This window comes from uncultured Psychrobacter sp., from assembly GCF_947500265.1.
Taxonomy (GTDB): Bacteria; Pseudomonadota; Gammaproteobacteria; order Pseudomonadales; family Moraxellaceae; genus Psychrobacter.
The window spans coordinates 15,034-28,721 of sequence record NZ_CANMRN010000009.1 but is presented as its reverse complement, the minus strand read 5'-3'; the positions used below and the strand labels follow the sequence as shown (position 1 = coordinate 28,721).

General features: G+C 43.1%; 12 protein-coding genes. 4 read left to right on the top strand and 8 right to left on the bottom strand.

All coding sequences use genetic code 11. The features are described from left to right. Nucleotides 1-190 precede the first annotated feature (190 nt). The gene (locus tag Q0788_RS12005) at nucleotides 191-1,255 is read left to right on the top strand and encodes a thioredoxin fold domain-containing protein (protein ID WP_298811004.1); all 1,065 of its coding nucleotides are present in this window, start codon (nucleotides 191-193) and stop codon (nucleotides 1,253-1,255) included. 153 nt (nucleotides 1,256-1,408) lie between these two features. On the opposite strand, the gene Q0788_RS12000 is transcribed toward Q0788_RS12005, so the two are convergent. After that, nucleotides 1,409-2,227, bottom strand: a complete 819-nt coding sequence (locus Q0788_RS12000) for a DUF2939 domain-containing protein (RefSeq protein WP_298811001.1) — start codon at nucleotides 2,225-2,227, stop codon at nucleotides 1,409-1,411. Nucleotides 2,228-2,482: 255 nt separating this feature from the next. Between Q0788_RS12000 and dnaJ the strand changes: the two genes are divergently transcribed. The 3 genes from dnaJ (at nucleotide 2,483) to Q0788_RS11985 (ending at nucleotide 5,622) form a co-directional block, all read left to right on the top strand. Further along, nucleotides 2,483-3,622 (top strand): molecular chaperone DnaJ, encoded by a 1,140-nt coding sequence (gene dnaJ / locus Q0788_RS11995; protein ID WP_298810998.1) that lies wholly within the window; start codon nucleotides 2,483-2,485, stop codon nucleotides 3,620-3,622. Nucleotides 3,623-3,795: 173 nt separating this feature from the next. Continuing rightward, nucleotides 3,796-4,626: a 4-hydroxy-tetrahydrodipicolinate reductase gene (dapB, locus tag Q0788_RS11990; protein ID WP_298810996.1), complete on the top strand. Its 831-nt coding sequence runs from the start codon at nucleotides 3,796-3,798 to the stop codon at nucleotides 4,624-4,626. 69 nt (nucleotides 4,627-4,695) lie between these two features. Next, nucleotides 4,696-5,622 carry a hypothetical protein gene (locus Q0788_RS11985; protein ID WP_298810993.1) on the top strand — a complete coding sequence of 309 codons (927 nt, stop codon included), beginning with the start codon at nucleotides 4,696-4,698 and terminating at the stop codon, nucleotides 5,620-5,622. A gap of 83 nt (nucleotides 5,623-5,705) precedes the next feature. Here Q0788_RS11985 and Q0788_RS11980 read toward each other — a convergent pair whose 3' ends face one another. The 7 genes from Q0788_RS11980 to gshA all read right to left on the bottom strand — a co-directional run bounded on the left by Q0788_RS11980 (nucleotide 5,706) and on the right by gshA (nucleotide 13,400). Continuing rightward, nucleotides 5,706-6,881 (bottom strand): type III PLP-dependent enzyme, encoded by a 1,176-nt coding sequence (locus Q0788_RS11980; RefSeq protein ID WP_298811137.1) that lies wholly within the window; start codon nucleotides 6,879-6,881, stop codon nucleotides 5,706-5,708. 146 nt (nucleotides 6,882-7,027) lie between these two features. Further along, nucleotides 7,028-7,582 (bottom strand): peptide deformylase, encoded by a 555-nt coding sequence (gene def / locus Q0788_RS11975; protein ID WP_057757649.1) that lies wholly within the window; start codon nucleotides 7,580-7,582, stop codon nucleotides 7,028-7,030. 211 nt (nucleotides 7,583-7,793) lie between these two features. Beyond that, nucleotides 7,794-8,048: a GlsB/YeaQ/YmgE family stress response membrane protein gene (locus Q0788_RS11970; RefSeq protein ID WP_057757652.1), complete on the bottom strand. Its 255-nt coding sequence runs from the start codon at nucleotides 8,046-8,048 to the stop codon at nucleotides 7,794-7,796. Nucleotides 8,049-8,387: 339 nt separating this feature from the next. Next, nucleotides 8,388-9,869, bottom strand: coding sequence for a UDP-N-acetylmuramate:L-alanyl-gamma-D-glutamyl-meso-diaminopimelate ligase (mpl, locus tag Q0788_RS11965; RefSeq protein ID WP_298810990.1), 1,482 nt, complete (start codon nucleotides 9,867-9,869; stop codon nucleotides 8,388-8,390). Between the two features lie 261 nt (nucleotides 9,870-10,130). Beyond that, a complete protein-coding gene (locus Q0788_RS11960) occupies nucleotides 10,131-10,769 on the bottom strand; it encodes a copper resistance protein NlpE N-terminal domain-containing protein (protein ID WP_298810988.1) in 639 nt (212 codons plus the stop codon). 438 nt (nucleotides 10,770-11,207) lie between these two features. Beyond that, complete coding sequence (locus Q0788_RS11955; protein WP_298810986.1) at nucleotides 11,208-11,720, bottom strand: disulfide bond formation protein B; 513 nt, start codon at nucleotides 11,718-11,720, stop codon at nucleotides 11,208-11,210. Nucleotides 11,721-11,825: 105 nt separating this feature from the next. Continuing rightward, complete coding sequence (gene gshA / locus Q0788_RS11950) at nucleotides 11,826-13,400, bottom strand: glutamate--cysteine ligase (protein WP_298810983.1); 1,575 nt, start codon at nucleotides 13,398-13,400, stop codon at nucleotides 11,826-11,828. Nucleotides 13,401-13,688: the final 288 nt, after the last annotated feature.

The following is a 13,688-nucleotide window of genomic DNA, read 5'->3' as shown; positions in this document are numbered from 1 at the left end:
AGTGCTTTGCAAAACTATCTCATATGCTACAGTCTTTTTTATCTATATTTTTATGACAGACAACCCTTAAACCAACTCTAAAAATCTGACTAATCAGAAAATGTATTGTTACCTTTCAGTTAGTTGTAGATTTGGAATTGGTCTTAATATTGAAAACTGTCATTATTAAAAACCAGATAGGAATCTCTCTGTGACATTACCTGTATTAAAGTCCACTAGTCTAATCAGCGTCATACTATTAGCAACCACTGCTTGCGCTCAGCCAAGTTCAGCGGATGCTAATAGCAATAACGTAACGCAAAACACTACAAATTCGCAAGCAACTCAGACAGTGAGTGCGACTGTTGATAAGCGATTGCGCCAAGTACTGACCCAAGCAGGTATCAAAACACAGATTACTTCTATTTTGCCATCAAAACTGCCTAATATGTATCAAGTGAATTTGGCCGGACAACTGCCCCTGCACATCACTGAAGATGGTAGATATGTCATACAGGGTGAGCTACAGAAAAACCCAAGTAAGCGGGTAGTGACCAAAACACCAGTACGTAGTACGAGTGCGCAGGTAGGCGAACCTATCAATGCGAGTGTCAAGTCTGACATGCTAGCAAATATGACTGCGCTTAAGAATATGAGTGCTAAAACGCCATTCTTTTATACCGCAGTACCGGGTGTCATCTGGGGAGCAACGCTAGAAGGGGTGCCGTTTTTACTATCGGATGATGCGCAGTATATTACCGATGGCGAAATATCAGTTATCGAAAATGGTCAGTTTATCGGCCTCGATGAGAACTTTGAAAAACGTAAAAACCAGTCTGTGTTTGCGTCATTAGACAAAAGCCAGCTGATTACTTATCCAGCAACCACTACTGAGAGAGCCGTTATCTATGTAGCGGATGATGTGAACTGCCCTTATTGCCGCCGATTACATCAGCAAGTGCCATCGCTCAATGCAAAAGGCGTGACGGTCAATGTCATCGGCTATCCGATATATGAGGCGTCACCGAAGCAGATGCGTGGTATCTGGTGCCAAGCGAATGAAGACAGTCGTCGTCAGGCATTTGACAAAGCTATGCTGCAGGGTGAAATGACACCTGCATCAGCAAGTTGTACGGTTGACCATGTAACACCCAATCGTGAAAAAGCAGCTGGACTCGCAGTAATGGCGACGCCTGCAATCTATCGTGAAGATGGCGTGCTATATCAGGCGAGTTTTGAGAGTCCAGAATTTCTAGAATTCTTGGGTGTTGAATAATCGACTGGTATGGTTAAGTGTTTTTTAGTTTAAAACATTAAGATATTTGACTGCTAAACAACGTAAAAAGACCGCCTTATGAATTATCTCATAAGGCGGTTTTTTTTGGTTCTATTCGGACATTTTTGCATCTCAAAAGCTGTCTTAAATAATTTATGGTAAGACGATATCAACGATTTTCCAATTGATAAGCCCTTCACGCTGCATCTCGATAGTGAGAGGGTAGCCTTTTACCTGACCACTAATACTAAAGCAGTTGATACCGCAGTAGCTAAGCGTTGGCTTCTCACTGTCATTGCCTTGGGCGACTTGCTGCTCAAGTTCTGCCGCTTGTTTTTTCATGACTTGCTGCATTTGGCTTTTGACCACGGCATCGACATCACCGCGCTGAATGATTAAGCTCTGAATCAGATTTTTCAAGTCAACTTGATCGCTAGCGATGGCCCATGCTGCGGCTAGCTCTTTGGTTGCTGTATTGGCTTGACCTTGGGTATTAATTACCTTTTCGATATTCTGCGGCGTGATGGCCCCTTCAACTGCCTGCGCGATAAAACCATTCGCGGCTTCGGTCAACGGCTCACCGCCCAATTCAGAAATCAATGGATACTTAGTCATTGTCGTCGCAAATTGGCTGGTTAGCTGATTTTGGACGCTTGGTCGCACTTGCTCATAATCAATAGCCGCTGCGATAGTGGCACCGTCTTTATCGTCATAAGCATTTTTGAGCTGATAAGCGCTGTAGTAAGGCGAGCCTGCATACACTGCTACCGCAATGATGATTAATAGAATAACCAGCTTTTTCATAAGACTTGATACCTTGTCGCAATCGTCATCACTATGAGTATAAATGACCGTAGATGTGGCGGTAAATATTAGCACGACTAAGCACTGCTCAGGTACGAAAAGCTTTGCAGTAACCTTAATGAATCGTTTGGCTTTTGCCGCAGCAATGCCAACTGCTAATTTCATCATTTAAGAGCTTGATAAATCAGCAGACCATCTCCATAAATAGCGCAAACTTTTTATAATTGATTTGGCTAAGCAGCCTTCACCGTATTTGTTGGTTAAGTCTAAGCATTATGTTTCTATAGCATGGTGAGTTGTTATGTTTCATGTGAAACGTTATACATATCTGATGGCTAAGAATCATGAATAAGATTAAGACAATTATCAATTGAGCTGATGATTTGACGAACCGGTGTGGCTGTAAAGACGATAGGAGAGAGCATGAGTAAGCGCGATTTTTATGAAATATTAGGTGTCAGCAAGACCGCTGACAGCAAAGAAATTAAGCGAGCCTACCGTAAGCTTGCCATGAAATACCATCCAGATCGCAACTCTGATGATCCTGATTCGGAAGACAAATTCAAAGAAGCTTCAATGGCTTATGAAGTATTGAGCGACGAAGAGAAACGTTCAGCCTACGACCGTATGGGCCATGCAGCCTTTGAAAACGGTATGGGTGGTGGTGGTGGCTTCGGCGGCGCAGGTGGTGGCAACTTCCAAGATATCTTTGGCGATATCTTTGGTAACTTCGGTGATATCTTCGGTCAGCAGCGTGGCGGCGGCGGTGGGCGTTCGCGTCGCGGCTCTGACTTGCGTTATGTGATTGAGCTGACATTAGAAGAAGCCGTACGTGGCTGCAAAAAAGAAATCAGTTTCACGGCTCCTGCGCCTTGTGATACCTGTGATGGTAAAGGGGCAAAAAATGCTTCCGATGTTGTTACCTGTCAGACGTGTCATGGCCAAGGTCAAGTACGTATGCAGCAAGGTTTCTTTGCAGTACAGCAGGCCTGTCCTCATTGCGGCGGTACTGGTAAACAGATCAAAAACCCTTGTTCGGACTGTCATGGCAATGGCGTAAAAGACAAATCACGCACCTTAGAAGTCTCTATCCCTGCAGGCGTCGATGATGGTGATCGCGTTCGTCTAGCAGGCGAAGGCGAAGCGGGCGGCGCTGGCGTACAAAACGGCGATCTATATGTCGAAGTACGCGTCAAACAGCACAATGTATTTACCCGTCAAGGTGCTGACCTATATATGGATGTACCCGTAAGCATCACTGATGCCGCATTGGGTAAAGAAGTCGAAATCCCAACCTTAGATGGCAAAGTAAAAATCAAAGTGGCAGAAGGTACGCAAAGCGGTAAGTTACTGCGTGTACGCGGCAAAGGTGTGACGCCAGTCCGTACTACCATGAAAGGTGACTTGATTTGCCGTGTGGTTATTGAAACGCCAGTGAATCTGACTCGTGAGCAAAAAGACTTATTACGCCAATTCCAAGATACTTTGGATGATGACAGCAAGCATCAACAGTCGCCACATAAGAAGTCATTCTTCAAAAAAATCGGTGATTTGTTCGATTAAGAAATAGTTTAACTAAGTAGCTAATATTGAACTAAGCCCAAAGGTTTCACATGAAACCTTTGGGCTTTTTATTGATGGTATAAAAAGCCATTCATGTGATGATATTTGCTAAACTTACGATAAATGATAGTCAAAAATAGTTTCACCAAATATAAAACATCTAAGGTAAAAACATGAGCGAACAAGTAAATAATAAATCTATCAACGTTGGGGTAATCGGTGCAGGCGGCCGTATGGGTCGTATGCTTATTGAGGCAGTACAGAACAATCCACAAACTGTATTAAAAGCAGCGATTGAGCGTCAAGGATCTAGCCTAGTCGGTGCTGATGCAGGCGAAGTTGCTGCTATCGGCCATTTAAATGTACAAATCGTTGATGACTTAGCTGCTGTGATTAACGATATCGATGTACTGATTGATTTTAGCTTGCCTGACGCCACTGAAAAAAACATGCAAGTTTGTGCTGAGCATAATGTCGCTATGGTTATCGGTACGACAGGATTCAATGAGCAGCAAGAACAAGTACTGGCAAAAGCAAGTGAGAAAATCACTATCGTATATGCGGGTAACTATTCAACAGGCGTTAACTTATCATTGAAGCTACTTGGGATGGCTGCCAAAGCGTTTGGTAATGATGCTGATGTAGAAATCATCGAAGCACATCATAAGCATAAAATTGATGCGCCTTCTGGTACCGCATATATGATGGCCGAAGCCGTCGCAGAAGCCCGCGGACAGAACCTAAAAGACGTCGCTATCTATGGCCGCGAAGGACAAACTGGCGAGCGCGAATCGGGAACAATCGGTATCCACGCTGTACGTGGCGGCGAAATCGTAGGTGATCATACTGTGATGTTTATCGCAGATGGCGAAGTGGTCGAGATTACCCATCGTGCGCGCGCCCGCATGACATTTGCCGCTGGTGCAGTACGTGCCGCAACTTGGGTCGTTGAGCAAGAAGTAGGTCAGTACAATATGCAAGACGTGCTTGGATTAAGTGACTAACGACTATTTATAGTTGACGATCAAGTTTAGCGTTATGACTGATGACTTAATAGTAATAAGGGAGCAGGTATGAATAGTATCAAACGTTATATTAGTCATAGACTGATTGGTGCTGTTTATGCCATCAACCTTGCAAGTCTATCAGCTTTTGCACTGAGTCTAGCGGTTTTACCAGTAACCGTACAAGCCAGTACTGCTCAAACTTATGTCATCCATACTTATGGCGGGGCTAGCCTACTACCTGCAGTAAGGCAGCAATTAAATAGTAGCGCAGACGGTGGTACGGTGACTACGTATCAAGATAAATTGGTACTGCAAACGACGGCACGCAATTATGAGGTGGTACAGCAATTGTTGTCTCAAATTGACCGTCAGCCACAGGCATTGACGGTCGCTGTACGTGTTGGCAATAGTAGTAGCGGGCAAGGTAATATTCAGCAGGGTCAGGTCCTTATCACCAATCGCGGTATCCAAGGTGCAGGGGTTATTAGTCAGCGTAGCAGCCTGCAGCAGAGTAGTAATCTATATCAAGTACAAACATTATCTGGCAGTGCGGCGAGTATCAGCACAGGTACGCTCTACTCACTGACTCAAACCTATAATGCTAATAACTATTCAACTTACCATCGCTCAGCTAACGATAACCTAAGACCACAGATTGTGATTCAGCAGCAAATATTACTGCCAACGACACAAGGGATTGCCGTCACACCAAGACTGCTGCCCAATGGGCAAATTGAAGTACAACTTTCCCAAGTGGAAGAAAAGTTAGTGCAGCCGAATTCACCTTATAATCAAATGAGTTCTACTGACAATTCCACTGGCAGTGCTAGCAATGCTATTCGGGGTCAAAGATTGAACAGTACGATGATCGTGCCACGTGGACAGTGGATGACGATTGGACAGATTTCACAAAACTCAAGCAGTAGCGCTAGTAACGGTAGCCGAACTATTAATAACCATAATAGCGTGCCTATTTCTTTACGAGTTGAATAGCTTACCAAGCAAATCATTATGCACAAAAAAGCGCGACACGGGTATTAACCGTGCCGCGCTTTTTTGTGGAGCAATATTAAGTACTAATCAATATAAACCACTTTTAGCGGTGGGAAACCATTGAACTCTACCGATGAGTAAGAGTTGGTATAAGCACCAGTGGTGAGCCAGTAGATTTTATCACCAATCTCAAGCTCTTCTGGTAGCTGATAGCCTGCTTCTTCATACATAATATCGGTTGAGTCACAAGTTGGACCTGCCAGTACTACTGTGCCTTCACTGGTAGACGTTTCCATCTTAGGCGTATACACAGGATACTTGATAGCTTCACCTAGCGTTTCGATTAAGCCTTGGAATAGACCAACGTCGGTATATACCCAACGAGTCAAATCAGTATCAGATTTACGAGATATCAGTACCACGTCACTGACCAATACGCCTGAACCACCAACCAACGAACGACCCGGCTCTAGAATAATCTCCGGCATTTCGTCATCATTATAGTCATCAGTCAGATAGCTGGTAATTTCTTCCGCATAGACTTTGATAGGATTGACTTCGCTAATGTAATTGGTCGGGAAGCCGCCGCCCAAATTGATCATTTGTAGCTTGATGCCTTCTTCGTTTTTCATCCAGTCAAACATATATTTAACTTTGGATAATGCATCATCCCATGCAGCGACGTCTTTTTGCTGGCTCCCGACGTGGAACGAGATACCATAAGGAACCAAGCCCAACTCGCGTGCTTGAACCAGTAGGTCGATGGCCATATTAGGATGGCAACCAAACTTACGTGATAATGGCCATTCTGCTGTCTCTGATCCTTGAACCAAGATACGAACAAATATTTTAGAGCCTGGAGCGTGTTTGGCAATGTTTTTTAGATCCGCTTCTGAGTCAGTCGCATATAGATCGATACCTTTCTCAAAAGCATATTTAACATGTTCAGCTTTTTTGATGGTGTTGCCATATGAGATACGAGATGGCTCAACGCCGCAACCAAGCACGCGATCAAGCTCATAAATAGAGGCACAGTCAAAGTTAGAACCAAGGTTTGCTAGTAGATCGATTACTTCCACCGCAGGGCTAGCTTTCATTGCATAATGCAGTTTTGCATTAGGAAACAGGCTTACCATTTCATGGTATTTGGTTTCGATACGACTAAGGTCAACTACTAAGAAAGGCGTCTCGCGACCTTCAGCAGCCTTGGTAAATTTCTGCCAGCTGGCAGGTTCAAAATATTGGTCAATTTTGATCATTGTCATAGTAGTAAACCTTTTGTGGAAACTGTATCGGTTAGAAAAATTATCGCCAAACAGTGAATGCTAAATATTAACACTCACTGTAGACGTAACTATGTGAAGGATAAAGACGAAATAAAAAGATAAGAATAAAGAGTAGAGCTTTAAGAATTGACGGCTTGTGTCTGTTTTTCTGCTGATTGTGCTTCTTGCTTTTCGCGTATTTTAAGAACTTTGCGGACTTTATCACGAGCACGCGTCTGTTTAAGACGAGACAAGTAGTCAACGAAGATTACGCCATTTAAGTGATCCATTTCATGTTGAATACAAACAGCAAGCAATCCTTCAACTACCTCATCGATGACCTCACCGTTACCGTCTAACGCTTCGATACGGACTTTATTAGGACGTTCGACTTTGTCATAGACATCAGGTACAGATAAGCAGCCTTCTTCATACGGTTGCTTTTCTTCTACCAGTGGCGTGACTTTTGGGTTGATAAAAACTCTAGGAGAGCTTTTATCTTCAGACAAATCCATCACGATAAGCTGAATATGATGATCCACTTGACTGGCTGCAAGCCCGATGCCTTGAGCATCATACATCGTCTCGATCATGTCTGCGATTAAGGTTTTGATTTCAGCAGTCACTTCCTTGACAGGCTTGGCGATAGTACGCAAGCGAGGATCTGGGTAACTTAAGATAGGGAGTAGTGCCATAGCGCTCACCTCAATGATAAGGACAAAATAGGGTTGATATTATAAGATAAATGGGGACAAAAGTAATGCTTATCAATACTTTCGCAGTCATATGATGCTATATGTATATAGAAAGACTAAATTTTGATGATAAATGGCATAAAAAAGCCCTGCTTAATGCAAGGCTTTGTTTATATAGTATTTTAATTATCTAGTAATCATTTATGACCGATTATGCACGGCGTTTGTTTACAATCATTTCATATAGGAACAGTAGGATAATTGCACCGATCACTGAGAATATAAGACCAGTGAAACCACCATCAGCGTTAATACCGATTAGGCCAGCTAGGAAACCACCTAGCATTGCACCAACGATACCCAATACGATAGTCATAATCCAACCCATAGGGTCGTTACCTGGTTTGATAGCACGTGCTAATAGACCTGCGACTAAACCTACAATAATCATCCAAATAAAGCTCATGTTATTCTCCTAATATTATTAATATTTATAATGTGTTACAAGTTTTGATAAATCTATTGTAAACATTCCTCGGACGCAAAAGTAAGCATAAAATGTTACTACTGTAGGGGCTATGTGAGGAAAAAGTCCGATTTGCTATCGAGTAAGGGTAATAAGTAAACGAAAGGTTACGAAGGTAGCAGTGGTGCTAACAACGTTTATCAATGTGGTACCTGTAGTGCTGAACTCATATAATGAAGACATATAAACATTGGAAATAAAAAACACAGCCATCTATTAGATGAGCTGCGTTTATATAAGAGAAGAAGAGAATCTGTTGCTTAACTCTAGCTAGGATCTCTAGCCGTTATGTAATGCGGTTAATAAACGCTGATGAATCCCTTCAAAACCGCCATTTGACATGACCACAATCGCATCACCTGCTTTAGCATGACTGCTGATATGCTCAATAATAGCGTCAATGCTTGATAACACTTGTTGGTTGCCGATAGCGTCGCTAGTAGCCTTGGCCTGTTCAATGACTTCTTTTAAGCCCCATTCCAAACCAGTAGGCTCGTACCATAATGTGTAGTCAGCAAGCGCCGCTGACTGAGCCAAGCTGTCTTGATGAATACCCATTTTCATGGTGTTACTACGCGGCTCAATGATAGCCCAAATACGTCTATCAGCCAGCTTCTTTTTGGCACCATCTAATGTGGTCGTAATAGCCGTTGGATGATGGGCAAAATCATCAAAGACTAAGATATCATTGACGTCGCCGATCAGCTCCATCCGGCGCTTGATACCAGCGAAATCTGATAAAGCAGCACAGGCAGTCTCAACACTGACGCCAACATCATAAGCAGCGGCTACAGCAACTAACGCGTTATTGACGTTATGGATACCGCTCATTGACCAGTTTACGATAGCAGAGGCACCTTCATTAGCAGCAAAACTGACTTTGAACTGGCTACCGTCTTCTTGAATCAGCTCAGCCTGCCAATCGCTACTATCTTTTAGGGCACGCGCATTTTCGCTGGTATCAGCTAAAGTAGAGTCGATGACAGCAGTACGCCAGATAGGTGTCCAAACCCCTTTCGCTAGCGTATCTTCTAAACTGATGGTCGCGGCTGGCATAATGATTTTGCCAGTGCTTGGAATCATGCGCACCATATGATGGAACTGAGTTTGTATCGCATTAAGATCTGCGAAGATATCTGCATGATCAAACTCAAGGTTATTCAAAATAGCAGTACGCGGACGATAGTGAACGAACTTCGAACGCTTATCAAAAAACGCAGAGTCGTACTCATCTGCTTCAATCACAAAGTAACCAGATTTATCATCAGCGCTTTTATCAGCACCTAAATAGCTGCTGTGCGCGAACACTTGCTGTAGCTGCTCGTCAGTCGTATCAACCAATGGCACACCGCCAATCAAAAACCCTGCGTCGATACCAGCATAATGTAATATCCACGCAAGCATAGTCGTGGTTGTGGTCTTACCATGTGTCCCTGCAACGGCGATTACATGGCGTGACTGCAATACTTGCTCAGATAAAAACTGCGGACCTGAAGTATAACGCAAGCCATTATCTAGCATATACTCAATCACATCCATGCCGCGCTTCATCGCGTTCCCAACGACAACTAAGTCTGGCGTTGGTTGCAAGTGCTCTACCAGATAGCCTTCTTCGATAGTCACGCCAGCATTTTCGAGTTGAGTGGACATAGGAGGATAGACATTGGCATCTGAACCTGTGACCGTATGCCCAAGCGCACGTGCTAGCAATGCCAGTGAGCCCATAAAAGTACCACAAATACCAAGGATATGAATATGCATAGACGTTCCGTACGCGCTTGAATGAAAAGAATAGAGAGCTGATAAAATAAATTGTGAAGTGCCTAGCTGTCATCAGTAAAAATAACCACTTTGATAAACAACGACCAATACATAAGCTGGGCAAACAAGCAATCATTGTAAAGTAAACCCTGTTCGATGACCAATAAAAAACGCCTAACAAGTAGGCGCTATGTAGCTAATGTAATTTGGTCGTTTTAGTATGTAGAGATACGCCAACTAACAGTCAGCATGATGACGCTTTTATTTGCGAGATAACGTATAGTCATCCTCTAAATTATCGTGCTCATCGATCCGTATCAAATGATTGTCTTGGATATGGTAGGTTTCGATATTTTTCCCTTCATAGACAATGGTGATTTTGTCATTGTCTTGTCGGTAGATACCGGATTCGAGTAGGGGTGTTTTTGGTTTTTCAGGATTATGATAATAACTTGCTTTCAGTACGGAACCATCAGCGAATAAGTTCAATGTGACATCGATACTGTCGCAATCTATACAAGTGACCATGCCGCCGTAATCGCCCATCAATGTTGCTTGCAGCATACTACTTTTTGCTTCTGATCGCTCCATAGAGCTGTCTGCATAGGTATCTTTATTTGACTGAGCAGCAGCAATCAGCGATTGCCCTTCCACCATTTCGCCTGTCTCCTCATCATTCGCTAGCTCAGCACTCTTAGCATTGTCATCTTGCAATGATTGTGAAGCATCTTGCGATTCAGAACCAGTCGACGCGAACGTAGATACCATGTCTTTATCGGTATTGGACGAGGCACTATCACAGCCTACGAGTAGCACGCATAGTGACGCTACAAGTAACGAAGGACGCCAGCGTTTTACGATAGCAAGCGTAGTAGAGCGAACGGGAGCAAAATATATCATGGTCATACCAAAAACAGTTTTTAACAAGTATTTTTCAAGCTCATCTATACTATCGACAACGTAAAGCCATTGTCAAAGATAAGGATAATAAGGCATGGGCACGTAGTAATAATATAAATTAAGAACTTGATAGCATTATCTTATATTCAAAATACAGATAGCTTATGAGTAGAAAACGACAAATATCTAATGCTTATCCGTTTATAAGGTAAGCTGACTAAAGATATCAAAGGCTTGAAAATATCTCTGTGGGCTTTTTGTTGTTGGCCTTATATCTAAAAAGCATAAGTTGACATTAGCGATAACTGTTGGTAACGCTAATATGGGTTGTAAGGGCGGGTTAATAGTAGACAAAAAAATAGACATCGTATCGAAGATAGCAATGTCTATTTTAAAAGCAGAACTAGGAAAGCTAACGTTTTATTAATTCATAAGATACTAATTAGCAGACTTTACGATACGTATTAATATCAAGACATGTACGACCAGCAGCACACTAAATAGAATCAACGACTGCTCAGGGATACTTAATCCCATAAGTGTCCAATCAACAGAGGCACATTCGCCAGAGCCAGCAAATACTTCCTTGAATACTTGTAAGATAGGGAGGGTATCAAGCCAATAGTTCAGTCCTGGACCACAAGAAGGTACTTGGTCGGCAGGCAAATGTTGCAGCCATACATGGCGTGCTGCTACCGCAGTTGCCCAGCCGATACCTACTAGACTACCAAGCCATAGCAGTAGTCTTATCACTTTAGACTTAGGATTAAACAACGCCGATATCAGGGCAAATCCGCCCATGACGATTAGACCAACGCGCTGAAAAATACAGAGCGGGCAAGGTGAAAGCCCTAGATGACGCTGTAAATAAAACAGCGCAAAACTCATGCCTATGATGGCCATTATCACCAAAAATACTTGCAGGTTACGGTAAGTGGTTAGCTGTCGCATTGTGCGGTTACTCTTATGGGTTTATCTATAATAGATGTGGGGTAGCAATCAAGATTAAGCAGTCAAAATTTCACAGTCAGGACTTAGCAATTAATAACTAGCAACTTAGCGATACTGCTGTAAAAATTCTGCAAAGTCTTCTGTTTCAGACTGCTCAATCTCAGCTTGCTGCAAGATAGATTTTTCTGCCAATACCTCGTATTTCGCTTGAGTGTTTGGACTAAGTGTCTGCTGTAGTAAAGACTCGCGATGCTGCTGAGCCAACGTAAATCCAAGCTGCCATAAGCTGCCTAAGCGTTTGCTATCGGAATTTACTTGTGCAGAGATAGTCGACTCAGAGTGTCCTGCTTTGCCTTGCATCAATGCTACGGCCGCACGGTAATCGTTACCACCGTAGTGAGCATCAAGCAGTGCAGCAAGCGGCTGCATACGTTCTAGATGCGTGAGCATCCAGCTTTCAAGTGACTGCTCTTGACCATTATTGATAATGTGCAAATCATCACGGCGACCTTCATTGACCACACGTTCAAGATTGATAGCGAGCGTGTCTTCTTCTTCAGGTAGCAGGTCTGGTGAGTCACTGAACAGGCAATACAGCGCCATCACTTCCAAGAAACAAGCGCTAGAGAGGCGAATACCAACGTCACTATATGGGTCAAGATCGATAGCACGGAACTCGACATAGGCGATACCCCGACGTTCAAGCGCTTCGGTCGGTGTTTCACCGCTCATCGCAATTTGTTTAGGACGAATAGGGCTGTAGTACTCGTTTTCTATTTGCAGAATATGATTGTTAATTTGTATTGGGTTACCATCTTCGTCTTCTAAGCCAAGCTTAGCAAAGCTTTCGTGCGGTGTTTGAATCGCACGGCGCAGACCATCGACATACTCTGGCAAATAGTTATAACGGATATCAAGTTGCTCTTGCACGCTATTGGTATAGCCAAGCTTACCCATACGTAGGCTAGTCGCAGCAGGTTTGTAATAGGTCGAATCGTTGAGCAATTCTAAATCGTGCTCACGCCCTGCCAAGAAACAAGGACATACGCTTGGACTAGCACCCAGTAAATACAAAACAAGGCTGGTTAGACGTTTAAAGTTGCGAATCAACCCTAGGTATTTTTCGTTTTTGAACTCTGTCAACGTTTGACTTTGTGCGGTCGGCGTTTTGGCTTGCCATGTCTCAAACAACGTATCACCAAAAGACAAGTTGTAATGTAGACCAGCAATTGTCTGCATGCGGCGACCATAGCGGATACCAAGGCCACTACGGTATAGGGTTTTTAGCTTACCCGTATTAGAGCTACCATAATCAGCTAGTGGGATATCCTCATCTTTAGAAGACAACATGCATGGCATTGATAATGGCCACATTAGCTCACCTTCAGGTATGCCCTGATAGACCAATACGTGCAATTGGCGCAGCATATTGAGAGTCTCTTTTGGTGAGGACTTTGGTTCAGTGATGAGCTCAAGCAGACTTTCTGAGTAATCGGTAGTGATAAAAGGGTGGGTAAGTTTTGACCCAAGTTTGGCTGGATGCGGAGTCTGTGCCAAGAAACCATCAGGCTTTACGCGCAGGCCCTCTTTTTCAATACCGCGGAGCATACCCGTTAAGTGTTGGCTATCAAACCAATTAGGGATTTCGAAATTAACAAAGCTACTCGCAAAATTACTCATAATAGTCATCTATTGTTATTTATTATGGCGGATCAAAACACGATAAGCGTTTGTCCATAAAATAGGTAAATGTTAGGTCAATAATTCCGTCAGTTTAGCTCAAAGCTGTCTTGAAAACCACGGACAATTACAAATACGATAAGCTTTAGGCAAAGCGATTTGTGAGGGTTTTGACCCTGTTTTTAATACAGATTCATCTCGAATATAGCGTTATTCAGGCCAGACAGTTTGATAAAAAAAGCATCTACCTGAGAGATAGATGCTTTGTTCATTATGCCTACAAGCCAT